Genomic DNA, 25,080 nt, shown 5'->3' on the forward strand with positions numbered 1-25,080 from the left:
CTTACGAGTTGTGCCTGGCCTGACTCAATAACATGAGGCGGTAGTCACTCGGGGTAGCGCCGACAGTGGCCTTAAACACCCGCGAGAACGCGCTGTGATCTTGATAACCACAAGCGGCAGCGATCTCAGTGATACTTTTCGCAGGATCAGCCAACATCCCAGTAGCGGCATCGAGCCGTATCTTAATGATCATCTGACGCGGTGTCAGTGAAAATATTTTTTGGAAATAACGTTCAATTTGCGCCACCGATAAATTGGTAATATGCGCCAGATCCGCCATGTGGATAGCTTCAGCATAATTGGCATGCAAATGACGTAAGGCCGCAGCGATTTTATGATACACAGGATGGCGTTGATCTGGCATTGCTAAATCGCGCGAAATTCCGGTCAAGCCTATGATTTGTCGCTGTGCATCGAACATAGGTATCTTATACGTCAAACACCAGCCAGGATCGCGATCAGGGTACAAATGAAGTTCAAGCTGATCACGTAATTCCCCCTCACCATTGAGCACATACTTATCCTGCTCGCTGTAATTGACCGCCAACGTAGCGGGAAACACCTCGCTTGCAGTACGCCCAAGCAGCGCACGTTTATTTTTCTGGCCACATCGGTCAACCAGGGTTTGATTCACGACGACATAGCGGCCAGTAATATCTTTCACAAAAAACACCACGTCGGGCATCGCATCAAACAAAGCTTCGGTAAAAAACACATCCGAGATTTGGCTGGCGAGTTGCTCGCGCGTTAATGCTAAGGCTTGCTGAGGTTGTAGATCTTCAGAGGTGTTGTACATGCGCTAGGTTTTAGAAAAGCTCGATGATAGATTAACTATCCGACAAGTGGTTAATGAAAGTGCAAGAATGATTGTACCTCGCTCTAACAGCTTTCTCCAAGCGGCTAGAAATATTAGAACTACATATCATCATATATTGCTAATATATTTAAATGGTATTAATATTCAGTTCTCAACATCTGCTTAGGACTTACTTAAAACTGTTCTCGCTAAAAATTCCGCCGAAAACTTTCTTTAGTACGGCAAGGTGGATGCAACGACGCTGGGGCGGGCTTGCGAAAGTCTGACTAATCACAAACATTATCAGGAGATATAAATTGCACAATCCAAAATGGCGCGGCATTTTTCCGGCAGTTACGACTAAATTCAAAGAGAATGAGGATCTCGACCATGCCGCAATGGAAAAGCACTTCGATTTCCAAATTAACAGTGGCGTACATGGTCTGCTTACTTGCGGTTCGCTCGGTGAGGCCAGCACACTGTCATTTGACGAAAAACTTGAAGTTACTCAAACTGCTCTGAATGTCGCTGACAAACGCCTGCCGGTTTTAGTCAATGTCTCGGAAACGCGCACCGCGAATGCAGTGCGTTTTGTCGAACAGGCGGCAAAAATGGGCGTACAGGGTTTCATGGTCATGCCTTCGGTCTTGTATGCGGCCGATTCACGCGAAGCCAAAGACAATCTACGCACCATCGCAAAAGCAGCGCAACTGCCTATCATGGTGTACAACAATCCGGTTGCTTACAAAGTGGACCTGACGCCTGCCGACTTTATCGATCTGTCCGATTGTGAACAAATTGTCGCCATCAAAGAGTCAACCGACAATATCCGCCGTATTACTGACTTGCGTAATGCGGTTGGCACACGCTATCAACTGTTCATGGGCGTAGATGATTTATCGTTTGAAGGTCTAGCGGTCGGTGCCGATGGTTTGCTGGCGGGACTAGTAGTCGCCTTCCCGAAAGAAACCGTCGCCCTGTATAATTTAATGCAAGCAAAACGCTACGATGAAGCGCTCAAGCTCTATCAATGGTTTATGCCTTTGATGCACTTGGATGTTTCAAATAAATTAGTCCAAAACTTAAAGCTGGTAGAAACTTTGGTAGGAGTAGGCAATGAATTCGTGCGTCGCCCTCGTCAGCCACTGGTTGGTGCAGAACGTGAGTTCGTCACGCTCGTGGTCAGCAAGGCGCTGGCGACCCGCCCCGATGTTTCAGCCTATCTTTAATTTATCTATTTAAGGAACACCCGTGCCACTTCACCACCATTTAATCGCCGGCGAGCGGCTCCGCTCCAACAGCACGCGCAGCAATATCAATCCATCCAATACCGATGAATTGATAGGCGAGTTTAGTGAAGCCGATGCCAGTCACGTTGATCTTGCCGTGCAGGCGGCAACGCGAGCTTTACCGCAATGGAGCAGATCAACGCCGCAACAGCGCTTTGATGTGCTTGACTTCATAGGCAGCGAAATTTTGGCCCGGAAACAAGAGCTGGGGACCTTGCTGGCACGTGAAGAAGGTAAAGTCTTGGCAGAGGCAATCGGTGAAGTGGCACGGGCAGGCTATGTTTTCAAATTTTTCGCAGGAGAAGCATTACGCATAGGCGGACAGGCGATCGCCTCGGTACGCCCAGGAATGGAGGTGATTACCTCACGCGAAGCCGTGGGTGTCGTTGCTTTGATTACCCCTTGGAATTTCCCGATTGCGATCCCCGCCTGGAAAACCGCACCGGCACTAGCTTGCGGCAATACGGTCATCTTGAAACCCTCAGAATTAACCCCCGCCTGCGCTTCAGCCTTGGCTGACATCATTAGTCGCTCCGGCTTACCAGCCGGTGCATTTAATCTGGTGCTAGGCGCAGGCGTTGCTGGCAAAGCCCTGGTAGAACATCCTCAGGTCGATGCCGTCAGTTTTACCGGGTCCATTGCCACTGGCAAATCTATCGCCCAGCATTGCGCCTTGCATTTGAAAAAATTCCAATTGGAAATGGGCGGAAAGAACCCACTAGTGGTGCTCGATGATGCCGACCTGCCACTGGCGGTCGAGTGCGCCGTGAATGGTGCATTTTTCTCAACGGGTCAGCGCTGTACCGCATCGAGTCGCACCATTGTCACTGAAAAAATATACGCGGAATTTACCGCTGCTTTGCTCGCCAGAACCGCGCAATTGCGGGTTGGCGACGCCTTGGATGCCAGCACCCAGATAGGACCAGTGGTCGATCTGCGCCAACTGGAAAAAAATCTGAGCTATATCGATATTGGCCTTGCAGAAGGTGGGAAATTACTGATAGGTGGTCAGCGTCAAGCAGGTAAAGGTTATTTCTTTAGCCCCGCCGTGATCGAAAATCATGATGCGCAGGCACGTATCAACCAGGAAGAAATATTTGGCCCTGTCACCAGCCTGATCAAGGTCAAGGATTTTGAACAAGCCCTACAAGTTGCCAACGCCACGCCTTTCGGCTTATCGGGTGGCATTTGCACCACTTCGCTCAAATACGCAACGCAATTCCGCCGTGAAATGCAAGCCGGTATGGTGATGGTCAACGCTCCAACCGCCGGGGTTGATTACCATGTGCCGTTTGGCGGCAGCAAAGCATCAAGCTTTGGCCCGCGCGAACAGGGAGGTATGGCGATGGAATTCTATACCCGGGTCAAAACACATTATCTGGCCTGAGTCCGAACAGTCTAGCAATAGCAAACCTAGTCCAGTATGAAGACGCGACAAGGAGGCAAATAGATAGCAGCAATACCAGTTAGCGAAGCGACTCTTTTAGCGCGCAAAGATGCGTGTCCCCCGCTGCATGAGCCAGGTTTCGACCTGGCTCTTTTTTCTTTTATCTCATTATCGTAATCGAAACAGATTTAATCTGTAAAAATCGACAATAACGAGGTAAAATTCTGTGCAGCATCAATATAAAATCTAGTCTAAATACAGAAAATAAAAGCCCATGCTCGCTCAACCGATAAAATCTGCCACTCCCAAACTGCGCGCTGCGGACATTGCCTATGACGCCATAGAAAGCATGATAGTCACTCTGCAGCTCAAGCCCGGCACGCCTATCGTAGAGTCAGAATTAGTTGAAATTACCGGCTTGGGACGCACGCCGCTGCGTGAAGCCTTAATGCGCATGTCATCGAATGGCTTAATTATCCAACTGCCCCGACGTGGCTTGATTATCAGCGACATCGAGGCCGCTGAGCACATGACTTTGATCGAAACGCGTCGCGTAATTGAGCGCCTGATCGCCAGCAGTGCCGCCAGACGCGGCACCCCGCAACACCGCAAGGATATTGTCACTTGTGCCGACAAGATGATGGTCGCGGCAAAACTCGGTGATTTGGCCCAGTATATGGCGGCCGACCAAGCCCTTGATCACGTGATACATGAAGCCTGCCGCAATCCATCTGCGGTGGCTGCAGTAATCCCCTTGATTATTAAATGCCGTCGTTTCTGGTATGCCTTTCAGCACGAGGGTGACATCGAAGAAGGTGCCCGTTGTCATATGTTACTGGCCAAAGGTATCGCCAAAGGTAATGAAGAACAGGCGGTCAAAGCGGCCGATAGTTTGATGGATTATCTGGATTCTTTTGCGCGTAAAGTTATCAACGGCTAGCGTTTTCCGAAATACTAGGCCAGCTCGTCGTTGCGCTGGCCTAATTGAGCTAACATCGTTGCCTTGTCCCCATATTTTGAACAATCAAACTTAAGGGCGGGAAAACTGATCGCCCTTGTTCCACACCGGCATACGCGCTGCATTAGCAACTAGATAGCCTAGATTAAGTGTAAATTGTGCTTGCTGGCGCATGCCGGACAAATCCCAAGACGCTTGGTATTGATCGCGCACGGTGTGGTAATCACGCTTAAAGCCCTGCATTTGTGCGGTCGATTCGCTTGCCTTGGCGGCATACTCAAAATGCCCATCGCCTGAAAACACCGCTGACCCGACATTAAAAGCAGGTACACCTGCTCTGGCGAAGCTAAAATGATCAGCGCGAAAATAAGCACCACCAAGATCAGGTACGGCTGGTGCCAGTTTAATACCCATATTTTTAGCCACCTGCGCCGCGCTTTGATACAGGCTCGTACGCTCACTGCCGGCAACGCCCATATCGCGCGTCAAACCGACGAAATTCATACTGTCAAGATTGAGATCAGCGGCAGTTTTTTGCAGCGGCCACAGTGGATTTTTGACATAAGCGGCACTGCCCAGTAAATACTGCTCCTCAGCACAAGGCCATAAAAAAATCTGAGTTCGTTTCGCCGGATGTGCGACTGCGGCCTGCGCCATCGCCAGCAACGCGGCCGCGCCAGACGCATTATCGACGGCACCGTTCCAAATCTGCGGCGGCTTGCCAACTTCCTCAACCATCCCAAGATGATCCCAGTGGGCAGAATAAATTACGGCTTGTTTTTTTAATTCAGTATCGGTACCTGCGACCATGCCGATGACGTTAAATTGTTCAACCTGGCGGATCGCACTGTGCAGACTGACGTGGACATTCATCTTTAAATCCAGCGGATGAAAGTCACGACTCTCGGCGCTGGCTCTGAGGGCATCCAGATCATGGCCAGCGGCTTTCAACAAGGCGCGTGCACTGTCTTCTTGCCACCATCCTTCCAGCGCATTGCCGGAGCCTGCCAGAGCGAAGCGCTCGTTGCTAAAACTGGTCTGCGGTACATTCCAGCCATAGGTGGCTGAGGCCGTCGTATGTATCAAGAGCACGCCGGCAGCGCCCTGTCTTACTGCTTCTTCAAATTTATAGGTCCAACGACCATAATAGGTCAGCGCCTGAGCACCAAAGCGTTGCGGTTCTTGCGCAGTAGCTTGTGGATCATTCACCATCATCACCAATAGCTTGCCTTTGAGATCGGCACCTTTATAGTCATCCCAGTGCTCTTCCGGTGCCCGGATACCGTAGCCGACAAACACCAGCGGCGCATCGAATGCGACATTGGTGTTGCCGCTCATAGTGCCAAACACGATCTCAGTACCAGGAGCGGGAGAAATTCGAGTCCCGTCCAATTCGAACTGCAGACTGCTATCACTGAGAGTTTTACTGCCAACGATATTCACTGCTTGCCGAAACGAGCCTTGGTTCATCGGTGTTAGACCGATCAGGGCCGCTTGCGTTTCCAGATAACGAACTGCCAGAGCACCGCCTCTTTGGCCTGTTCCCCGACCTTCCAGCAAATCGTCGGCAAGAAAAGCCAAATGCGCGCGCAAAGGACGCTCGTGAACTTGAGGTGCTTGCGCCAAGGCCTTAGCACCAAATATCTGAGTCAAAGCCACACTTAGCAGCAAGACAGAAAAAACCCGCATGGATAATCCTTTATAGATCAGACCTAGATGATGAGTTAGCCGAACTTGCTGAACTTGTTGAGCGTACAAAGCTAACTATTCGGCCTCGGGCTCTTCTTCGTCTTCAGGAAGAATGCCGGTATCGACGCTCTTACCTAAACCTAGCAATACCGGCGGCACATAGCTGGCCAATAAGAGCTCACGGCTTTGCGGAGTTTCCAGGCTGACGCGACCCAGTGCGCCGCTACGATAATCGAGCAGTAAAGTGTGGGCGGCTTTTTCATAATCCCAATCGCCGCCTTTGAGACGATAACCACGCTTCTTGGCAACGCCTTCGATCACACTAACCGCGTCGATACCCTCAGTATTGATGCTGTAACGTGTCGTCAGGTATTGTGGATAACGCTGCAAAATAATCTCGGCCAAAAAGGTCGCGACCTCTTCTTCGATCAAGGCGTTTACCCCAACCGCATGGCTGGCTGCCAACATCAAACCATCGGTAGGATGGGCAATTTTTGGCCACAGCATGCCCGGGGTATCGGTCAAAATCATATTCTTGCCCAGATACAGGCGTTGCTGCACTTTCGTCACCGCCGGCTCATCACCGACATTGGCAACGCGTTTTTTCAGCAAGGCATTCATCAGGGTAGACTTGCCAACGTTAGGTATGCCCATGATCATCATGCGCAAAGGCTTAGTCGGCACGCCGCGATGCGGTGCCTGCTCCAGCGCAAAACCTGGCACTTTGAGTACGTCAGACGGCTTCTTGCAGCTCAAGGCGACTGCGCGTACCCCTTTTTGGCTATTGTAAAAATCTAGCCAAGCCTTGGTCGCGTGCGGATCTGCCAGATCGCTCTTATTGAGAATCTTCAGACAAGGACGTTGACGGAAAATGCGCAGCTGCTCCACCATCGGGTTGCAACTCGCCTGCGGGATGCGGGCATCCAGCACTTCTATCACCAGATCGGTGTTTTCCATGGTTTCCGCCGCTTTTTTGCGGGCGGCATTCATGTGACCAGGGAACCATTGTATTGACATGCTTATTCTTCTTTTTGCTAAATTCAAACCGCTATTTTACGGACTTGTGCAGGAACTGACCGATTTGTTTTATTCGCGCTCCTCACTCACTCTTCTGCCACCGACATTTATAGGGGGTATAGCAAAAAACATGCGCTTTTGCGCATATACCTATTGCGCAATAAAAATATACTCACCCCTAGTATATAAATTTACCGAAAATCTGCATTACTGTAACTGCGTGATCTTTTGTTCCACGAATGCGATTAATTCCGGGCTCAAACCAGTGAGGGACTTAGCACGCCGATACGCCTCCAAAGCCTCAGCACGGCGTGCATCGGCCTGCAAGGAGAGACCCAAGCCCATCCACCACACCGGATTCTGGGGATTTTTATTCAAGGCCTTTTGATACAGATCGATAGACTCTTTATGGCGTGCTTCTCGCTGCAGCAAAGCGGCCAAAAAAGCCAGATAGTCGGCGCGTTCGCTGGCGTAAGGTAAACTCCGCTGCAAGGTGTCGACCGCCGCAGACAGCGTCGATTTTTCTACCTGCAAGCGCGCCAAGATCATCGCCAGACCAGTTTGATTTTGATCCTGGGCTAAGCCTTGCTCCAAATAGCGTATCGCCTCGTCATAGCGCTTACTCTCCAATAACAATGAAATCAGAGCTTGCCGGGCCGCCGCATGTTGCGCATCAATTTTTAAGGCTAGCTCTAACATGGATATTGCCTCGGCAGTTCGCCCCTGTTGCTGCAAGACTGTAGCCTGGCGATATTCCCCCTCGGCCTGCTGATGCGTTGTGGCCTCCTTCAGCAACTTCATCTGGGGCTGAGCTTGAGGCTGGGATGACTCGGTCGATTTAACCTGAATTTGTGGTGCCGTTGACTTGTTTGCCAGGCTAGCATCTGGCTTACTCAAGTTTGTTTTTTCTGGTTTGGCGCTGCTGGTCTGAGCATACGGTTTCGGACCCCCTTCTATCACATCAGCAGAACCAGCTGAGCGTACATCCAACGCGGAAGATAATTTAAGCAAGACCGGCAGATTTGAAATAGGGGACACATCCTCAAGCGCAGCTTCGGTCTCATGTAGCAGCGACTTAGGTGCGGAGATAGCTAGCGGTGCGCTGACTGCGATGGGTGCCGGGGTAACGGCTATAGCCTTGACCGTAGTCAACGGCGCAGTAGCGGGCACGGCATTAGCAACGGGGCGCAGCTGATGCCATGCCAACCATGCCAAGCTCAACAGCAGCATTAATATCAAAGCTAATATCCATTGCCATTTACTTCTAACCGCAGTCAATGGCAACGCAGCGACTGGTGTATAGGCGGTATCGCCCCTGGCCGGATTAGCGCCACGCTTATCCAGATCTTGCAGCATCTGATTAATCAAACTCATGGTGTAAATTTACTCAAGAAAATGCAGCCAGGCCATCGTCGCCAGCACCAGGATGGACGCCGTACCGGCAATCGCAGTCAATCTCACATAGCGGCTCAACCGTGCCAGCGCAAAAGTGTCTTTAGCGGCTAACACAACATGGCGTGCGCTGACCGCCTGACGCCCTTCGCCAAAACTCAGCATCATGGCTTTATGCGCCAGAATATTTAACAAGCGCGGCACCCCGCCACTACAACGACTTAACATGTACAACGCAGCAGCACCAAATAAAGCTGGCCCCTGATAGCCTGCCACATTGAGTCGGTGATTGATATAGATTTTAATTTCATTCGATGACAAAGTTTGCAACTGGTAATGAAAACTAATGCGTTGAGTTAGCTGCCGAATATCTCTATGCGCTAGCTTGCTATCGAGTTCGGGCTGGCCGAACAAGACTATCTGCAAAAGCTTTCTTTTTTCGGTCTCAAGATTACTTAACAAACGCAGGGCTTCCAAAGTTTCCAAGGGCAAGGCTTGCGCTTCATCTATGCACAACAGAGCGCGCTTGCCAGTGCGGGCAATATGCAAGAGGCTAAGATTAATCGCCTTAATCAATTGATGTTGGTCTAACTGCCTATCTTCTTGTATGCCCAACTCATCGGCCAGTGCCAGCATCAGGCTGCGCGGCTCCAGCAGAGGATTGGGGATATAGGCCGTCACAAAATCGGCGTCCAGTAAGGACATAAATTTACGACACAAGAGAGTTTTTCCGGTGCCGACCTCACCGGTGATCTTGATAAAACCCTCGCCATTTCTGGCCGCCACCAAGAGCGTATTGAGCGCCTCTTGATAACTACGAAAAGAAAAGAAATAGCCGGTATCTGGCGTAATACTAAACGGCAGCTCGCGTAATCGAAAATGCGCCTTGTACATCGTCACTGCTTTTCAAATCGACTCCGTGGAGCCATGTTTTCTATCCGGCTCTGACTCTCCAGAACATCCTGCTCCCAGGCGCCGTCACCTTGCACGATAATCGGTTTAATTAAGATAACCAATTCTCTTTTTTGTGCGATCTGATTGGTATTACGGAACAAGCCGCCCACCAGAGGCATTTCACCTGCGCCCGGTATTTGCGATCTGTCGTTGATATTCGCTTGCCGCATCAAGCCACCAATCGCGACAATTTGCCCATCTTTGCCGCGTACCACGCTATCGGTTTCAGAGACGGCACTCGATGCCAGCGGCAAGCTGATCACGCCAGCACTGCCAGCGTCTACCGACTTATTCACGGTGGTCACCTTGCTCACCGAGGGATGGACGTGCAAAATGATATTGCCAGATTCATCGATTTGCGGCGTTACGTCCAGGGCCACACCGGAAAAGAAAGGCTGCACATCGACGCTGACGGTAGGTGCCGTATTGCCTGAGCTACTCACGGTGCCAGGCGTGGTGGTTAATTTGGTGACAAAAAATTCATCGGTTCCCACTTTCAAAACCGCTTTTTGATTATTTAAAGTAGCAATCCTAGGACTGGATAAGACATGCACATTACCCTGAGATTCGAGGAAAGATAAGAGCGCCGCGAAATTTGCGGTTTGAAACGCCAGGCCAAACAACGAACCACCAGCGGTGGCTGCCGCACCCAAGGCCGTACCCGCAGAAGCAGTAATACCTGTATCGGTTGCCGTGATGGTCGTCGTACTAAGATTGGTACCTGGCGATACAAAACCAAAAGAGGCTTTACTATTTGGTGATGACTTCAGAGATGCAAAAGAGGCCCAATTAATTCCTGACTGATACTGGTCGTTGAGTTCTACTTCGAGTATTTTCGCTTCGAGTATCACCTGACGGTCAACCGACAATTGCGTCGCCTTCAAATAGCCAACCACATTACGCATTTCGTCCGACATGGCGCGCACCACTACCACGCCAGACTGAGGACTAATCACTACTTGGCGTCCTTCTTTACCTGCACCGGCGAGTAATTCCAGTGACATTTTCAACTCTGACCAAAAATCATTATTTGTAGTAGTACTGATCTTGCTAGAATTCAAGGATGGCGAAGTATTAGACGATTGCGAATTACTTTGCCCGGCTTGCCCTGTACTACCACTAGAGGGGGACACGGAGTCAGACACGGACCCAGAACTGACCCGAATATCAGAAGTACCTTTGCGTATCGATGCCAGGTAATTAATCTGGAACACCCTGGTTTGCAAACTCAGGGGTTTGATATAAATCCGGCTACCCTCAACTTTATATTCGTAGCCATACAGTTCGCGTATCGCGTCCAAGGCCTCAAATAGAGTGACATCTTTTAAATTGGCCGAAATACTACCCGTCACATCCGGATGCACCAGCATGTTGTAGCGTGTGCCCGAAACTATCCCCATAAAAAACTGATTCGCAGGTGCATTGCTAAAACTGAGATTAAATCTTTCGTCCAAAGGTTTTCGTAATGGCGGCAAATCGACCGTCAAGGCCGGTAACAGAGAGGCAGAAACCACATCGGCCTCAGCTGGCTTGACTTTAGCCAGTGCCGCTGCCTTGCTCATTTCTAACTTAATCTGATCATAGGTCTCCTGGCGCGATGCAGGCAGCGCACAACCTAACATAATGGGGAGTATAGCGAGCGATAGAACGGTCTTATTCATGCGTTTTGCCTTTATTGACGGGCGTTGTCGTTCTCACGCTGGGATTAGGCTGACTCATGCGTTTATCAATACCAGGGAAAAGTTTCAAAGTCTGGGTCTCTTTTGCATTTTGGGTATTGCGCAATACTACTTCGGTTTCTGTCATACGTATCAAGGTTAACTCGCCATACTTAGCATTTAACTCCACAGCTTGTCCGCTGATGATCGCAACCCGACGATGCGGCGCGATCAAAATTGACTGTAAAACCGGGCCAGAAACCACTTGCTCAGTGGCGTTTTCCGGCATTACCAGGGCCGGTGGCCGCGTTGGATCTGGCAAGGTTTGCGCTGTCGCTGCATCTACTAATACGCCCACGATGAGAGCCATTGCGACGTAAGGAACCTTGTTGGCCATGTTAAACACGATCATAGGTTGAGCCATTTCTTTTCCAGACTCAAGGTAAATAATTTCAGCTGCAGGCGCGCTTGCGGATATTCTATGACGCTTAACTGTCCCTTGCTCCAATAGACACTTTCAGGCAGGGCTTCCAATTCGCGTAAATAGGTCAAGAGCTCCAGGTAGCCCCCTTGAACCACCAACTCCATCTCATGTTTATACACGATACCGGCATTATTCAAGTCCTGAACTTTAACATCGGCGGTGCGTGGGCTCTGGGCAACCTGGGCCAGTTTGCTTGTCTGATTCGCCCCGTCAAGCTCATCAAGGACATCAACAACATTAACGGCCGGCAAACTATTTAAGGAAACCAACTGCAAGCTGCGATTGCGTTTCAATAGATTCTCTAATAGCGCCGCCATTTTTTCCGGCTGTACCAGGTTTTTGTGGAGCTCAAGCAGATTACTGGTCATCTGCGCTAACTGTGTTTTCTTAGCCTGCAAAATACGTTTAATTTCGAGATCAGGATCGACGCTTTGCATGACGAGTCTTTGCGCAATCTCGGCTTGGATCGCCGCGATCTGTGCACGTTGCGTTTTCATTTGATCAGCCAGCATTTTTTGTTTACGAAACTGCGGATCAATGATGAGGCTATTGACAATAAACACAATTACTACAGCAAGTACCACCAACATGATGCCGCGTTCACGCAGACTCAGCGCATCAATTTTTGCGGCAATTTTCTCCCATTGTTGTTTCATTTCAATTTCGCTCCCGCCAGATCTGCTTTATCTTGTGCGAAGGACGAACGTAAATCAAACTCCAAATAGGGCGGCAGATGCGTCGTCTTACCAGAATTTAACTGTCCGCTGCCGGATAACTTGGTCTCGACTGGCAACTCCATCTTCAATGCAGAGAAACTCTTGCCTTGCATGATGTTCTCACGTTTAAGCTGGCTCACGTATAAGGCCACTAATTCGGGTTTTAGAGTGCGCCCTTGCAAAGCAATTTCACTACCACCGCCTAGAATAGTAAAACCGGTCAACCATAGCCCGCTTGGAATTTGACGCGCGAAAGCCGTCATATAAGAAGAATAGCCTTGTGTATTCCCAAAATCACGGCGCTGTAAAACATCGGCAATTTGCTGCTTGGCCTTAATTTCAGCCTCGGTCTTAGCCACTGCATTTTCTAGCGCCGTATTTTTAAGTTGCCCTGAATTCTGAGCACGCAACACGCTGACCTGAGCTTCAACTGCGCGCAATTGCGCACTGACCGTATCAGCGCCTCGTTGCAAGTCAGCCGCCTGAAAAGAGACATACCAAGCGACGCCCAAGGCACCAAGAGTAACCAAGACAAAAGATTGAAGTATGGCCAGTGCCGATAAGGTTTTTTTTGTTTTTAGGAATATCGGATTATAGAGATTAATTTGCTGACTCATAATTCGACCTCTTCACGCCTTAAGGCTGCGCCCAGTGCCATAAAGTAGCTTTGCTGGCGAGCGAGATCCTCTAGCTCGGGAATTTTCGAAAAATCAAACAGGCTGGCCAAATTAAGCATTTCTACCGGCATATACATATTCGATGCCAAATAACTTTGCAACTCGGTCGCCACCTGCCCCATAGGCGCCAACACCAGTTTCGCGGTGGTGATAAAACTATGTTGACGATCAAAATTATCCAGGGAGCGTTGCAACTCTAGAGTAATACGCTCGAACGCCTGGACTTTTTTGTCATCAGCTTCGGTTTGAATTTGCAGCAATTTAATATCAAGTCTACGCGAGAGATAAAGCTCTGCTCCGAAAGTAAGTGTCAGCAAACCGCCTTGATCGTCGAAGGACAACAAGGCCAAGCCGCGTCCTTCAGGCTCTAATAAAGCAGAGATATTTCTTTGTGCCATCTCAGGAATGTCGATCACACGCAAGCCTAACTTGGCGTCCGCAAACCAGGCTTGACGCTCACCGATGAGCTTATTTCGGGCTGCCACGGCAAACTGCGAATGCGTACGGGCAGCGGAACTTTTGTCGCCAGGGACATTGAGCACATCGACGGTGGCATCGTCAATATGGTAGTCGAGCATATCCTTGAGACGCCAGCGCATTGCGCTCTTCAATTCTTCTACTGGAACATTTAAAGCTTCAAGTGAAAATAGCTGATACTCATCGGAGGCGAGCAACAAGCTACAGTGAAAATTTTTAGCGGGGGACTCTTTTGCCAATCGCAGTAATTGATCAGGCAAAGATTTATCTGCTTTGGGATAAAAAGAAACGAATTCGACTACTGGTCGCACGCCATCTGAATAAGCCAGACTCGCGGCATAGATTCCTTCAGCACTTAGCTGAATCGCCATTAAGCCTGCCATCTTCTTTTTGTTGGAGAAAAATCTCATGCACAGAACCTAATTAGAAGTCTTGCTTGACGTTAAGTCAATATCGATCGGCTGTCAATCAATGTTCGCCGGAATGTTGTCGAAAATCGCTATTGCGCGAAAACTGTTTCAATATAACTCGCGTAGATAAATAAACTCGCCGGCGTTTTTATAAATACCAAAAGTCGCCCTAGCCGAAGGATTTTGCAAGGCGGTCCCAGGCCCGGTCCAGTGAAACTGCAACCATGGCCACCCTAAGCCAAGCGCCGCCGAACCTGCCGCCCCGACAGCAGTGCATTGATTACCACTGGCCGTAGCTAGATTGAGCGTCACATCGGTCCAGCCATTATTCCCAGTGCCTGGTGCACTCAGGCTAATGGTCTGCCCCGGTGTAGCTCCGGCAAGGCTAAGCGCAGTTTCGCAGGCCGCCAAATTATTCGGCTTACCGGTGGTTCCGCCAGGGAAACTCAAGGAGAAATTACTGGCAGCGACGGTACTGCAAGTATCTAAAGTATTCGTGACCCAACCCGCGCCATTCCAATATTGTAGCTTCATAGGAATAGCTAGCTTTAGACGCTCGCTGCCATGGATACTGGAAAGTTTAAGTCGGCCATAACGCATTTTTATTGTAGGAGTAAAGGGCGGCACAGATGCAGGCACCGGTTTGGGAATAATGTTTTTTCCGGTGCAATTCCCATCTGAAGTCCCAAGGCTATCAGGAGTACATGTGCTACTAGTGAGATTATCCATGTCACGATCTACCAACAAGACTCCAGCTTCATCGGCCACGCTCACACCTATGGTCAACGCATCATAAGGGCCATCGACGACTGACGTCTGACGTTCAAATTTACTGGCGACAAAAGAATAGCGACCACCAACCCAACTAGCTACCGGAGCACTGGGGCGCTTAGGCGTCACAGTCACCACTTTATTCGCATCCTTCATCTGCGTGGTCACAAGCCCTTTTCCGAATACGGCACCACTATAATTAAGCGTAGCAGTATTTGCCAGGTTGCGCGCCTCAATATTTGCACTCAGGGTGAAAGGCTGATCCATATAGATTACACCTGCCGCGACGCAAGCTGATGGAGTGCTAGCTGGGTCAGTCAAACTTGAAGAAGTTAGCGTGAAATGATGGGGAATAAAGCGGCCAAAGTAAGCTGTCGTCACAATGTTACCGAACTTGCAGCCATATTTACCACCGACCAAAATGTTGGACGCATCATTGGTACAGTCGCCACTAGTAGAATCGCCGGACGCCGTGGTAAAGCTATTGTCATACACGCCCTGTGCCTTAAACCGAAAATACCCAACCTCACTATAGGTAAAGGCATTTCCGCTCGCGCCATTGCCGGTAGCAATGGCCGCCGCGCTGGAAAAATTGCCCGCTAATGTGTTCGTTCCAGTTCCAAATTCAGGTGGCGACGGAGAACGTCCACCTGAAGGCGCAAGCGGCCACTCCAGCAAAGTTGGGTCAATCGCAGGTAAACCGTCATAACCCGCGGTAGAAGTATTGACGTTGAGATTAAAAGGCAGACCCGCCTTTATTGCTGGCAAAACAGAGGCGTCACTTCCCGTACCGCCAACAGCTACGTTTGTAGAACTGATTAAATCAAAGGATTTTGGCCTCACGGTGAAACGATCAGAAGAGCAGCCAGATACCGCCGGGACCAGACTACTGTCGGTCACCCGACAACGTAATTTACGATAGGCCTTAGTCAAATTTATAACCGTGGCCAGAGTTTTTCGTCCCAAATCGCTTCCTACAAAACTAATCTGCTGACTCGCCACAGGTGCCGATAAGGCGTTACAAGCCAGGGCTGGAGTAGCGCTATCGTCAAACAATTCCACCGTCACGTTGGTGCCGGTATACGTGCTTGCTACGGCTCCACTAGATTGAAGAGCGAGGACATCAAATTTAAAATCCGTTCCTACTAGCTTGGTGTAAAGCGGGTTCCGCAAATTCACGGCCGGCGGCGGAGACTGAATATTGTAAGCGGTTGCCGTTTCCTGACATTCAAAATTGGCGACACACGGGGTATTCGTGATCGTCAGGATGCAACTGGTGGCAATAGTGCCGTTCGAGCATTTAGTCCCATTCAAAGGTGGTGTGCCGCTAATATTTGCGGTACTTAAGGTATACACGCCTGCGCCGCTACCCTTCAAAACAACATCGGCGATTGCTCCAGCGCCGCCTATAGAAAAACTAGCTGGTGTCACCGTTACCGCAGGTGCTGCGGGCGTCACTGTCAGATTGCCTGTGATGGTGCCGGTATTCACGATATTGCCTGTCGCGCAGGGTACCCCTGCTGTTGTACAAGCCAATACCTTGACCGTTTCGGGGCACAGGCTAGCGCTGCCGTCATGCACAATTTCTATGTGATCGTAGGCCGGCACCACCGTGGTACCTATCACAAAATCGTAGCTAAAGGTATAAGTTCCGGGTGCAATGAAATCAAAGGTTGCACCGATACCAGTGTCCTTATAACTAGTTGTAATAACATTACCAAATGGAGCAAATTGTGGCACTGCGCAGTTGTCTCCGCCCGTCACATAAAAGGATTGCCAACCCGTTGCGCAATAGCTGGAAAACTTTATGCCGCTGCGCTCACGGAATGATTCTACGACATCGACGTTTGCAGGCAACGATGAACTCGATGGGCACGAGGCTCCGGTAGGTTTGTAAGTTCCCACCACCAATTTTCCATTGGCATCGGTGTATTTGATGCCGCAGCCGCTGTCCGAACCGCCCAGATAGGTATCAAATACATGAAAATACCGAATCGGGTTAAATGCGCTGACAGGCACGCTGGCGGGAATAGTTAAAGTCACATCCGCCGTCAAAAAATCCAAAGGTGTCGTGTATTTCCAGGCGATGACCATTTGAATGCCGCCGACCACGCCTATATTACTAATGGCAATTTGCTGTACCCCTGAGGTCGCCGGATTAGCCGGGCTAGTAGGCGTGATGGTATAGCTACTAAACATGCCGCCATTAGGGGTGTAACCGCTACCGACGTTATGGGATGGCCCGTACACCCAGCCATTGGAGCGTATAAAAACGCCATTATCCAAACTGATATTGGGAGGTATGGTGCCGGACGGATAAACCTGCCCAGAATTATTTAGACGCCGCACCTGTATATGAGTACTATCGTCTATGTAAAAATGCAGGCCGTTCGTCGCGCTATTGCCGCCTGTACTATTAAATTCGACCATAGTTGCATATGCTGGTCGCGAGCCCACCAGCAACAGTAGCAGCACGGCACCTACTAATGCAGGCAACATTTTCTTCGACAAATAATTGTAGTGGTCAGAATATTTCATGTCTTTTAGATGTCGAATTCAAGGCAAAAATGCTGTTTCAGCATGGTCCACCCAAGGGGCCTGGTGCCACGCCAGTACGACAGGCATTGATCGTGGCGCTCATGCTGCGCGAGATAAAATTAGGACTGGAAAATGTCCCGAAGACAGCGCTTGAAGTGAGCTGATACACCCTAACTGTATTCCCGCCCTCTACAAAATCAGCACTGCTACAGCTCACAGTCACCGCAAAGCCAGCCAGAGCACCGCCCAATGTCGGCAACACCGTAACACCTGGACAAGCAGTTAAATTAACTGGAGTAAGTATCTGATATGCGCCCCACTCTATTCCCGCCTTGGCAGCCTGATAGGCTTTACTGCCTTGCATATCCTGGGTCGAGGTAGTTTGCTGCATGGTCGACATAGACAACATAAAAACACCGAGCGCCGTCAACACTACCAACAGGAAAATAGCCGAGATCAAAGAAAAACCGCGCTGCTTTGAGTTGCATACAGCGGCCGTTTTTACGGATGATGGCGCTACGGAAAATGAAGGTTTATGGCACATTACTGACATGAACCTCATGATAAATATTTACCTCTTCATCGCCTTGCGTAATACCCAAAAGCATAGTGACCAATCCACTACGCTCAGAAACGCCGCTGGCATAACTAAACACGCAGCGACTGATGTTTTGCGCCAGGATAGGAGTATTGGCTGGAACACTAGGGCACGACCCAGGCTCGGCTGAATTAAGGCCGTAGCCAGACATGCGATACAGTGTACCTGTGCCATTTCCGCCGCTGACGCCTACCCCTGAACAGACATAAAACACTGCCTTTTGTGCACCAGAGACTACATGGTAGCGATTGCCAGGCGAACTAAACGGGAACAGCGTTGAGCCTACCGTGATTGATGTCGGGGTCGCGGCGGTCACTATCCCAACATTATCCATGTTATAGGCATTCGCCCCTGTAATTCCGAGATTGTAGACGACGATTAAATCGTTGACACTGGCGGCCGCGCTCGGACTGGGCGGTTTCAATACATCGAAGGTAGATACTGACGCCGCAGTTGTAAACAGATTGCCTGCTGGCGGACTGGCACCATCCACATCGGCTCTATAGCGCCCGCCATCGACGGTAGGAATAAACTCCAGGCAAGAATTACCTGTATTCGGCAAACGCACACTATTGGGCAAGGCAAGATGTAAATCACGCGAGATACGACGCACTGCGGTGTCAGTAATATCAGTGATAGCGGTGCGGCGCGCCAGATCCATATAGCCGTCAATAGGTTTGCGTAAAAATACCGCGACGCCAGCTGCCAATACAGCGGTGATAGTCATCACCATAATCGCTTCGATCAGGGTAAAACCACACTGATTTTTACAGGACTTGTGCATATCAGGGTAGCGCCCTGGGCGCATAGCGGAAGCGATAAGCACTCAACAGTACCGAAGTACTACCTGTAGTCACCGTCACATTGATCTGCAAGACCTCGTCCGCTGCCAAGCCGAAACTAGCACCATCACTGAGCATATTTACTGTGGCGGTATAGCCACCCAAACCGGTCACCGCTGTATTTTGTAAATCTTTGATACCGGTCATAGTGAAGCCATGGTAATCGCCGACATTATTAAACCGTGGCTCGTTGTAACGCGACTCTGTATTCGGTTTCGGCCCCAAAGTCGGGGCTTGCGCAGTACTGGCGCAACCGGCTTGGCTGAGTGAGGTACTGGCATTGGCGTCTGCGGGATCGCAAAAAGTAAAGGCTTGCAATTGAATTTCTTCCAGCAAGGATTCGGCAATCGATAAGGCTTGCTTGCGTAGCATAGGATCTGCGCTGGCCTTGGTTGTGACATTCATGACTGAGAGTATGCCGACTATGCCTAGACTGACGATCACGATAAACATGATCAACTCCACCAGGGAGATACCTTGTTGCTGACGCTGGCGTAGCAAATGCGACTCAGTGCACATAACCGGTTTCGCTCTCTACCGTAATCGTTGTGGTGACACCGTCGCCGGTAAAACTGATCGATTGTCCGCTCGAAGGTTTGCCCAAGGCATTAAATGAAAAGGAGCTGCTGCCCGCAAAGCTCATCCCAGATGGCGCTGGCTTCAAAAACCATGTGCGATCGTCAGGACTCACAACTTGATTGGCGACAGAAGTGGAGCACGTCGTATCGCCAACATAGGTGAGGCAAATGCTATTGCCAGTGACATTGACGAAGACATCGCGGCGTTGGGCGATCGCGAGTTTTTGCGCATAGCGCACCATGGAGATGCTTTGATCAAAATAGCCGCGCGCATCAAATGTCTTACGATCGAAAAATCTAGGTAAGACGGCGATCGCAAGAATTCCTATCAATACCATGACCATGACTAATTCGATCAGAGTAAAACCCAGAATTGCTTTTCGAGTCTTCATCTAATTGGCCGGTAATGTTGACTACAGAGATCGTAACAAAGGTAATCGGTACCTTGCGTTTCATCAAATTAGATGCGAAACGGGAGCAACAGCATGCGGCCGCTCCCGTTTCAATTAAACCGATTGCCGATTTTTCAAACTTAAAGAATACCGATAATATTTAAAGTTGGGGTGAGAGGCAATACTGGGGTAAAACCAGTCAAAGTCAGGGTGCAGGAATTATCCCCGGCTACGGTGGCAGTAGTATTCAAGGAGTAACCAGCCGTCAAACCTCCCTGCAAGATAGCTACTGCTGCGGTCTGACATGTCAAGCCACCACCAGTGGTCGCAGCCCCTTTGGCTGCATTTGCGCTTCTTGATGCATAGTTAATCGCACTGGCTGACTCAATCGCACCTTTCACACCCGCAAAGGCGGCTGCCTGCGCATCAGATTTAAGATCAACAAACTTAGGCAAAGCAGTCGCCGCCAAGATGCCCAGAATCACGATGACCATTACCAATTCAATGAGGGTAAAACCAGATTGTTGCTTGTTCATTTTATTTTCCTTAGTAAGTATTTAAATTAATTCTAATGAAACGAAATAGTGTGAAGTTGTGAATAAACGCTCAGCAATTAAGTGCAGTAATACCCACATTACTGTAAGTAGGTGCCGCACCAGCTGCCGGAACGGTATAAGTAACTGCGCAACTAGGATGGTTGATATCGGGTGTTACGGTAAATACCGTAGCTGTACTCGCCAGCGTGTAATCATTAAAAGCATTACCTAGAGTATCAGCAAAACCTGCCGCGTGCCCGATAGAAATATTCGTGCTTTGCGGATAGGCGTTCGTCATGGTGATGGTGGATCCCTCCATAATGACGGATGTGCCAGCCGCCAACTGTTGGGTCAATTGTATAGAATGCGCCAGCACTGCCGCGGCCTTGATAGAACCGAGCGCACCGTTCATTTTTGCCATGCGCGCTTCCGTTTGCAGATTGGCAAATCGCGGTAAGGCAAGTGCAGAAAGTATCCCCAAAATGGCAATCACAACGATCAACTCGATTAGAGTAAAGCCTGATGATTTTTTGTTCATGGCACTCTCCTGCATTTAATTAAGTTTCTAACGATACAAGCTGTAGATTTACCGTTGAAAAAACTCTAAAACCCATTTACGTCTTCATCATACTAGCAAATTCCAGGCAGAAATGCACAGAAGTAACGAAAAGCAACAAATTTAGATTTTTATTGAGATATTTATTTTTTCAAAGCAACCTTACCTAAATCCCAGATAGGCAAGAAGATGCCTAGCGCAAGTATCAACACCAAGATGCCCAAGCCAACGATCAAGATAGGTTCGATATTCGCCGACAGATTCTTCAACTCGTATTCGACTTCGTGCTCGTACATGCCAGCGATTTCATCCATCAGATCATCAATCGCGCCGGTTTCTTCGCCGACCGCGATCATCTGCAGGACTACCGGAGTAAACACGCCCGCCACAGCGGCGGTGCGCAAAATACTGTCACCGCGCTCAACTCCATCACGCATTTGCTCGATGCGGCTAGAAATGTAGGCATTGTCTACCGTTTGCGATACCACGGTCAGAGCCTGCACGATAGGTACGCCGCTTTTACTCGAAAGCGCAAAGCTGCGGGCAAAACGTGCCAGGGTACCTTTGAGAATAATTCGGCCGACGATAGGGAAGCGCAATTTGCTACGATCCCATACATAGCGTCCTTTTGGGCTCGCGATGAAAGTCAAAAATCCAAACACCAGTGCCATCATCCCTATCGCAATATGCGGCCAGTACTCGACCACAAAATCCGAGGTCGCGATTAATATTCTGGTCATCAAAGGCAGCTCGGCATTAAAGCCGGCGAACACCTTGGCAAACGCCGGTATCACCCAGATATTAATAATGGCCATCGCGACCACCATCGCGATCATGACAAACATAGGATAGCGTAAGGCGCTCTTGACACGCTCGCGCATATCGCGCTCAAACTCGAGATGGGCATACAGGCGTAAGAAAATATCCTCTAACTGCCCCGTCATCTCGCCCACCTTCACCATGCTGATATAAAACGAAGAAAAGGCCTTAGGGTGATGCCGCAGAGCTGCCGACAACTCACGCCCGGAATCGAGCGACTCGCGCAAGTCTTGTATCAGTTTGCCAAATGCCTTGTTTACCGCCGAATCTTGCAAGCCTGCCAGTCCGCGCATGATGGGTACACCCGATTTTAACAAGGTGTACAACTGCCGGCTAAACAACTGCACATCGATAGCCTGTACCTTCTCTTCGGTCCAACGTTGCCACCAATTTAATTCACCGCCCACCGAAGGTTTACGGGTGCTATTGATTTGCACAGGCGTGACGCCAGAATTAAACAATTGGCTAGCGACCGCATTTGCATCCGCGCTTTCGAGCACGCCTTCAACCATTTCACCGCGTGCATTTCTGGCTTTATAGGCAAAGTAAGGCATGCTATTCCTCTAGCTGATTACTAATACGCATCGCTTCTGCCACCGTAGAGACGCCGGACACAACCAGATCGACTGCATATTTTCTGAGCGTACGCCCACCCATTTGCTGTTTTGCGATCTTCATAAAGTGGGATGGGTCGGCATGATGCGCGGCCTCGACCACGGGTGCGGTCATCTCGAGTAATTCATAAACGCCGATACGACCACGGTAACCAGTGCTATTACAATGACCGCAACCGCGGCCCGCATGATATTGATGCTGATCGACGTTTTCGCCTAACTCTGCGGTCAGCCATTCTCTTTCGGTGGCGATCAGCGGCGTAACCTGCCGGCAGCTCTCACAAATCACGCGCATCAGTCTTTGCGCCAGTACCGCTTGCAATGAACTGCCCATCATATAACGCGGCACCCCCATATCGAGCAAACGTATCGGGGTACTCACCGCATCATTGGTATGCAAAGTAGATAACACCAGATGGCCGGTCATGGCGGCGCGCATACCTATCTGGGCAGTCTCTTGATCGCGCATCTCACCTAGTAACAAGACATCTGGATCTTGTCGCAAAGAGGCGCGCAGCACTTTAGAAAAACTTAAATCTATCTTTTCATTGACCTGCACCTGATTGATACCCGGCAGACGATACTCGACCGGATCCTCTACCGTGATGAGTTTTTTCTCTTGCGTATTAAGTTCGGCCAGAGCGCCATACAGCGTAGTCGTTTTGCCGCTACCAGTAGGCCCAGTCACCAGCACCAGGCCATTCGGACGTTTGATGATGGAACGAAATCTTTCCAACATCTGCTTAGGCATGCCTATCTTATCCAGATTAAGCGTGCCGCCGCCCTGATTGAGCAAGCGCATGACGACCGATTCGCCATATTGAGTCGGCATGGTAGAAATACGCACATCGATATTTTGCTGTCTGACCTTGATCGCAAAGCGGCCATCTTGCGGCAGGCGTTTTTCTGAGATATCCATGTCCGACATCAGCTTTAAACGCAGCGCTAATGAGCTGGCGATTTTACTGTCAGCCTCGGTTTGCAAATGCAAAACCCCGTCTATACGAAAACGTATCTGCAGCCGCTTTTCTTGCGGCTCGATATGAATATCTGAAGCCCTTACCTGGGTGGCGTCATCAAAAACCGACTGCAGCAATTTCACCACGGGCGCGTCTTCCATCCCCGGGGAGATTCCGAGCGCGCCAAAATCGACATTGGTGTCACCTAACTCTTGTTCGAGTTCGCGCGCAAAATCGGTAATATCTTCGGTACGACGATATACATTATCGATGGTGGCCAGCAATTCGGTCTCGTTCACCACCGCCAGCAGAATATCGCTCTTGAGTATACGGCCGATCTCATCGTAGGCGAATAGATCGGTAGGGTCGGCCATCCCCACCAATAAAGCGCCCTCTTTTTGCTCAAGCACGATGGCGCGGAAGCGTCTGGCCTGCAATTCAGGCATCAACCTGACGGCATTCGGATTGATATTGAGCTGTTTTAAATTCAGATAAGGAATATTGAGCTGTCTGGCCAATGCCCCGGAAATTTGATCTTCACTGACAAAACCATTCTCGACAAACAAGCGACCGAGTTTGCGACCTGTGCGTTTTTGCTCTGTCAAAGCAAACTGTAACTGCTCTTCCGACATCAGCTTTTGTTGCAACAAGATCTCGCCTAAGCGAATTTTTTCTGGCCTTGCCATGCACTTCCCCTGGTTGGTCGGCACTAAAATCGCCAACTCACATTGCCGCTACGTAAATTTATTGTCTCACATCATCAAAAAAACCGTAACACTATTCCTAATCAGGCAGATCCGCCAACACCTTCAAATGCGCCACCACACTACTCCCCAGCGCTGGCAAGTTATAACCGCCTTCCAGACAACTGACGATACGCCCATGCGAATAAGTCTTTGCCACTTGCATAATCTGCTGCGTGATCCAGGCGTAATCGTCCTCGATCAAGCCCATCTGCCCCATTTCATCGTCACGATGTGCATCGAAGCCGGCAGAAATAAAAATCATCTCGGGTTGATGCAAATGCAGCGCCGGCAGCCATTGCTGCAAGACGATTTGGCGCACTAACTCACCTTGAGTATGCGCCGGCACCGGCACATTAAGCATATTTGTTGCCGCTTGTTCGGCACCAGAATACGGATAAAAAGGATGCTGAAAAAAACTCACCATTAACACCCTGGGGTCGCCAGCAAAAGCCTGTTCGGTGCCATTTCCATGATGCACATCAAAATCAACCACCGCCACTCTTTTCAATCCATGCACTTGCATTGCATGTTGGGCGGCAAGTGCGACATTATTAAATAGACAGAAGCCCATAGAGGCCGATGGCGTCGCATGATGACCTGGCGGACGGATAGAGCAAAATGCATTTTCAACCTCACCGGCGAGCACCGCATCGGTGGCGGCCAGTGCCGCACCGGCTGCCGCCAAGGCAGCGCGCCAGCTATGTGGATTGAGTTTAGTATCCGGGTCCAACATAAAATAGTCGGCATCGCCGGTGCCACCTTGTTCGCAGGAAGTACTCAGTGGCGGGCAATTATCCCGCACTCTGGCGATAGCAGCGGCAGTGTGCACCAGCGCCAGAACGCTCTCCTGTGCAGGTACCGCCTGACGATGTTGTAAGGCGCTATGAACCTGACTGGCGATGAGCTGATCGGCGATCGCTTGCAGACGCGATGGCGCTTCCGGATGCCATGTCCCCATCTCATGGAGTTGACAATCAGTATGCGTATAAAAAGCAGTAGTCATGGAATCGGCAGATTTGATCGTCGCAAAATTTAAATTAAAAAATAAAATTGATCAGCAGGATGAAGATAACAAGGGCAATCTCCACGCCTGGCCGCTGCCTGCAAGTGTCAACCTATTTTGGCAAATTTGCAAATGTGATGGTTCTTTTTGTAAAACTAAAAACACAGCTGTACATTTCGGTTTACACTTGCCGCAGGAAAATGCATCGAGACCCACACGTATTT

Annotated in this window: 23 protein-coding genes; 3 read left to right on the forward strand and 20 right to left on the reverse strand. The window is 49.8% G+C overall.

From position 1 onward, the window contains the following. Nucleotide 1: 1 nt before the first annotated feature. The gene (locus ACO0K8_RS17255) at nucleotides 2-796 is read right to left on the reverse strand and encodes a helix-turn-helix domain-containing protein (RefSeq protein ID WP_422947899.1); all 795 of its coding nucleotides are present in this window, start codon (nucleotides 794-796) and stop codon (nucleotides 2-4) included. 317 nt (nucleotides 797-1,113) lie between these two features. Here ACO0K8_RS17255 and ACO0K8_RS17260 point away from each other — a divergent pair, with 317 nt between their 5' ends. The 3 genes from ACO0K8_RS17260 to ACO0K8_RS17270 all read left to right on the forward strand — a co-directional run bounded on the left by ACO0K8_RS17260 (nucleotide 1,114) and on the right by ACO0K8_RS17270 (nucleotide 4,412). Further along, the gene (locus tag ACO0K8_RS17260) at nucleotides 1,114-2,025 is read left to right on the forward strand and encodes a dihydrodipicolinate synthase family protein (protein WP_422947900.1); all 912 of its coding nucleotides are present in this window, start codon (nucleotides 1,114-1,116) and stop codon (nucleotides 2,023-2,025) included. 22 nt (nucleotides 2,026-2,047) lie between these two features. Then, nucleotides 2,048-3,472: an aldehyde dehydrogenase family protein gene (locus tag ACO0K8_RS17265; RefSeq protein ID WP_422947901.1), complete on the forward strand. Its 1,425-nt coding sequence runs from the start codon at nucleotides 2,048-2,050 to the stop codon at nucleotides 3,470-3,472. A 274-nt stretch (nucleotides 3,473-3,746) separates the two neighbouring features. After that, nucleotides 3,747-4,412: a GntR family transcriptional regulator gene (locus ACO0K8_RS17270; protein ID WP_422947902.1), complete on the forward strand. Its 666-nt coding sequence runs from the start codon at nucleotides 3,747-3,749 to the stop codon at nucleotides 4,410-4,412. A gap of 90 nt (nucleotides 4,413-4,502) precedes the next feature. On the opposite strand, the gene ACO0K8_RS17275 is transcribed toward ACO0K8_RS17270, so the two are convergent. The 19 genes from ACO0K8_RS17275 to ACO0K8_RS17365 form a co-directional block, all read right to left on the reverse strand. Next, nucleotides 4,503-6,119 carry a M28 family peptidase gene (locus tag ACO0K8_RS17275; RefSeq protein ID WP_422947903.1) on the reverse strand — a complete coding sequence of 539 codons (1,617 nt, stop codon included), beginning with the start codon at nucleotides 6,117-6,119 and terminating at the stop codon, nucleotides 4,503-4,505. Nucleotides 6,120-6,194: 75 nt separating this feature from the next. Continuing rightward, a complete protein-coding gene (ylqF, locus tag ACO0K8_RS17280) occupies nucleotides 6,195-7,136 on the reverse strand; it encodes a ribosome biogenesis GTPase YlqF (RefSeq protein WP_422947904.1) in 942 nt (313 codons plus the stop codon). Nucleotides 7,137-7,343: 207 nt separating this feature from the next. After that, entirely contained in the window at nucleotides 7,344-8,510 is a 1,167-nt protein-coding gene (locus ACO0K8_RS17285; RefSeq protein ID WP_422947905.1) for a tetratricopeptide repeat protein, read from the reverse strand. A gap of 9 nt (nucleotides 8,511-8,519) precedes the next feature. After that, entirely contained in the window at nucleotides 8,520-9,422 is a 903-nt protein-coding gene (locus tag ACO0K8_RS17290) for an ExeA family protein (protein ID WP_422947906.1), read from the reverse strand. Between the two features lie 2 nt (nucleotides 9,423-9,424). After that, the gene (gene mshL / locus ACO0K8_RS17295) at nucleotides 9,425-11,143 is read right to left on the reverse strand and encodes a pilus (MSHA type) biogenesis protein MshL (protein WP_422947907.1); all 1,719 of its coding nucleotides are present in this window, start codon (nucleotides 11,141-11,143) and stop codon (nucleotides 9,425-9,427) included. Beyond that, on the reverse strand, nucleotides 11,136-11,564 hold the full coding sequence (locus ACO0K8_RS17300) for a hypothetical protein (RefSeq protein WP_422947908.1): 429 nt from the start codon (nucleotides 11,562-11,564) through the stop codon (nucleotides 11,136-11,138). Before ACO0K8_RS17300 ends, mshL begins: the two co-directional genes overlap by 8 nt. Beyond that, complete coding sequence (locus tag ACO0K8_RS17305; protein ID WP_422947909.1) at nucleotides 11,549-12,280, reverse strand: MSHA biogenesis protein MshJ; 732 nt, start codon at nucleotides 12,278-12,280, stop codon at nucleotides 11,549-11,551. Before ACO0K8_RS17305 ends, ACO0K8_RS17300 begins: the two co-directional genes overlap by 16 nt. After that, nucleotides 12,277-12,957, reverse strand: a complete 681-nt coding sequence (locus tag ACO0K8_RS17310) for a PilN domain-containing protein (protein ID WP_422947910.1) — start codon at nucleotides 12,955-12,957, stop codon at nucleotides 12,277-12,279. The genes ACO0K8_RS17305 and ACO0K8_RS17310 overlap by 4 nt, the downstream gene beginning before the upstream one ends. After that, complete coding sequence (locus tag ACO0K8_RS17315; RefSeq protein WP_422947911.1) at nucleotides 12,954-13,904, reverse strand: agglutinin biogenesis protein MshI; 951 nt, start codon at nucleotides 13,902-13,904, stop codon at nucleotides 12,954-12,956. Before ACO0K8_RS17315 ends, ACO0K8_RS17310 begins: the two co-directional genes overlap by 4 nt. 108 nt (nucleotides 13,905-14,012) lie before the next feature. Then, nucleotides 14,013-17,213 carry a DUF6701 domain-containing protein gene (locus ACO0K8_RS17320; protein ID WP_422947912.1) on the reverse strand — a complete coding sequence of 1,067 codons (3,201 nt, stop codon included), beginning with the start codon at nucleotides 17,211-17,213 and terminating at the stop codon, nucleotides 14,013-14,015. 37 nt (nucleotides 17,214-17,250) lie between these two features. Next, nucleotides 17,251-17,775, reverse strand: coding sequence for a pilus assembly PilX family protein (locus ACO0K8_RS17325; protein WP_422947913.1), 525 nt, complete (start codon nucleotides 17,773-17,775; stop codon nucleotides 17,251-17,253). Then, complete coding sequence (locus ACO0K8_RS17330) at nucleotides 17,747-18,619, reverse strand: type II secretion system protein (protein WP_422947991.1); 873 nt, start codon at nucleotides 18,617-18,619, stop codon at nucleotides 17,747-17,749. Before ACO0K8_RS17330 ends, ACO0K8_RS17325 begins: the two co-directional genes overlap by 29 nt. After that, nucleotides 18,597-19,172 carry a type IV pilus modification PilV family protein gene (locus ACO0K8_RS17335; RefSeq protein WP_422947914.1) on the reverse strand — a complete coding sequence of 192 codons (576 nt, stop codon included), beginning with the start codon at nucleotides 19,170-19,172 and terminating at the stop codon, nucleotides 18,597-18,599. The genes ACO0K8_RS17330 and ACO0K8_RS17335 overlap by 23 nt, the downstream gene beginning before the upstream one ends. Continuing rightward, on the reverse strand, nucleotides 19,162-19,623 hold the full coding sequence (locus tag ACO0K8_RS17340; protein ID WP_422947915.1) for a pilus assembly FimT family protein: 462 nt from the start codon (nucleotides 19,621-19,623) through the stop codon (nucleotides 19,162-19,164). The genes ACO0K8_RS17335 and ACO0K8_RS17340 overlap by 11 nt, the downstream gene beginning before the upstream one ends. A gap of 140 nt (nucleotides 19,624-19,763) precedes the next feature. Next, a complete protein-coding gene (locus tag ACO0K8_RS17345; RefSeq protein WP_422947916.1) occupies nucleotides 19,764-20,159 on the reverse strand; it encodes a pilin in 396 nt (131 codons plus the stop codon). Between the two features lie 70 nt (nucleotides 20,160-20,229). Then, nucleotides 20,230-20,697, reverse strand: coding sequence for a pilin (locus ACO0K8_RS17350; RefSeq protein WP_422947917.1), 468 nt, complete (start codon nucleotides 20,695-20,697; stop codon nucleotides 20,230-20,232). 161 nt (nucleotides 20,698-20,858) lie between these two features. Continuing rightward, on the reverse strand, nucleotides 20,859-22,088 hold the full coding sequence (locus ACO0K8_RS17355; protein WP_422947918.1) for a type II secretion system F family protein: 1,230 nt from the start codon (nucleotides 22,086-22,088) through the stop codon (nucleotides 20,859-20,861). 1 nt (nucleotide 22,089) lies between these two features. Continuing rightward, nucleotides 22,090-23,793 (reverse strand): GspE/PulE family protein, encoded by a 1,704-nt coding sequence (locus ACO0K8_RS17360; protein WP_422947919.1) that lies wholly within the window; start codon nucleotides 23,791-23,793, stop codon nucleotides 22,090-22,092. A gap of 97 nt (nucleotides 23,794-23,890) precedes the next feature. Continuing rightward, nucleotides 23,891-24,856, reverse strand: a complete 966-nt coding sequence (locus tag ACO0K8_RS17365) for a histone deacetylase family protein (RefSeq protein ID WP_422947920.1) — start codon at nucleotides 24,854-24,856, stop codon at nucleotides 23,891-23,893. Nucleotides 24,857-25,080 lie beyond the last annotated feature (224 nt).

The sequence above is a fragment of the Undibacterium sp. Ren11W genome (assembly GCF_049340485.1).
GTDB lineage: Bacteria > Pseudomonadota > Gammaproteobacteria > Burkholderiales > Burkholderiaceae_D > Undibacterium.

Coding starts and splice junctions, on each gene's coding strand:
- ACO0K8_RS17255 (WP_422947899.1), bottom strand. CDS start 796: ATGTACAACACCTCTGAAGATCTACAACCTCAGCAAGCCTTAGCATTA.
- ACO0K8_RS17270 (WP_422947902.1), top strand. CDS start 3,747: ATGCTCGCTCAACCGATAAAATCTGCCACTCCCAAACTGCGCGCTGCG.
- ACO0K8_RS17275 (WP_422947903.1), bottom strand. CDS start 6,119: ATGCGGGTTTTTTCTGTCTTGCTGCTAAGTGTGGCTTTGACTCAGATA.
- ylqF (WP_422947904.1), bottom strand. CDS start 7,136: ATGTCAATACAATGGTTCCCTGGTCACATGAATGCCGCCCGCAAAAAA.
- ACO0K8_RS17285 (WP_422947905.1), bottom strand. CDS start 8,510: ATGAGTTTGATTAATCAGATGCTGCAAGATCTGGATAAGCGTGGCGCT.
- ACO0K8_RS17290 (WP_422947906.1), bottom strand. CDS start 9,422: ATGTACAAGGCGCATTTTCGATTACGCGAGCTGCCGTTTAGTATTACG.
- mshL (WP_422947907.1), bottom strand. CDS start 11,143: ATGAATAAGACCGTTCTATCGCTCGCTATACTCCCCATTATGTTAGGT.
- ACO0K8_RS17300 (WP_422947908.1), bottom strand. CDS start 11,564: ATGGCTCAACCTATGATCGTGTTTAACATGGCCAACAAGGTTCCTTAC.
- ACO0K8_RS17305 (WP_422947909.1), bottom strand. CDS start 12,280: ATGAAACAACAATGGGAGAAAATTGCCGCAAAAATTGATGCGCTGAGT.
- ACO0K8_RS17310 (WP_422947910.1), bottom strand. CDS start 12,957: ATGAGTCAGCAAATTAATCTCTATAATCCGATATTCCTAAAAACAAAA.
- ACO0K8_RS17315 (WP_422947911.1), bottom strand. CDS start 13,904: ATGAGATTTTTCTCCAACAAAAAGAAGATGGCAGGCTTAATGGCGATT.
- ACO0K8_RS17320 (WP_422947912.1), bottom strand. CDS start 17,213: ATGAAATATTCTGACCACTACAATTATTTGTCGAAGAAAATGTTGCCT.
- ACO0K8_RS17325 (WP_422947913.1), bottom strand. CDS start 17,775: ATGAGGTTCATGTCAGTAATGTGCCATAAACCTTCATTTTCCGTAGCG.
- ACO0K8_RS17330 (WP_422947991.1), bottom strand. CDS start 18,619: ATGCGCCCAGGGCGCTACCCTGATATGCACAAGTCCTGTAAAAATCAG.
- ACO0K8_RS17335 (WP_422947914.1), bottom strand. CDS start 19,172: ATGTGCACTGAGTCGCATTTGCTACGCCAGCGTCAGCAACAAGGTATC.
- ACO0K8_RS17340 (WP_422947915.1), bottom strand. CDS start 19,623: ATGAAGACTCGAAAAGCAATTCTGGGTTTTACTCTGATCGAATTAGTC.
- ACO0K8_RS17345 (WP_422947916.1), bottom strand. CDS start 20,159: ATGAACAAGCAACAATCTGGTTTTACCCTCATTGAATTGGTAATGGTC.
- ACO0K8_RS17350 (WP_422947917.1), bottom strand. CDS start 20,697: ATGAACAAAAAATCATCAGGCTTTACTCTAATCGAGTTGATCGTTGTG.
- ACO0K8_RS17355 (WP_422947918.1), bottom strand. CDS start 22,088: ATGCCTTACTTTGCCTATAAAGCCAGAAATGCACGCGGTGAAATGGTT.
- ACO0K8_RS17360 (WP_422947919.1), bottom strand. CDS start 23,793: ATGGCAAGGCCAGAAAAAATTCGCTTAGGCGAGATCTTGTTGCAACAA.
- ACO0K8_RS17365 (WP_422947920.1), bottom strand. CDS start 24,856: ATGACTACTGCTTTTTATACGCATACTGATTGTCAACTCCATGAGATG.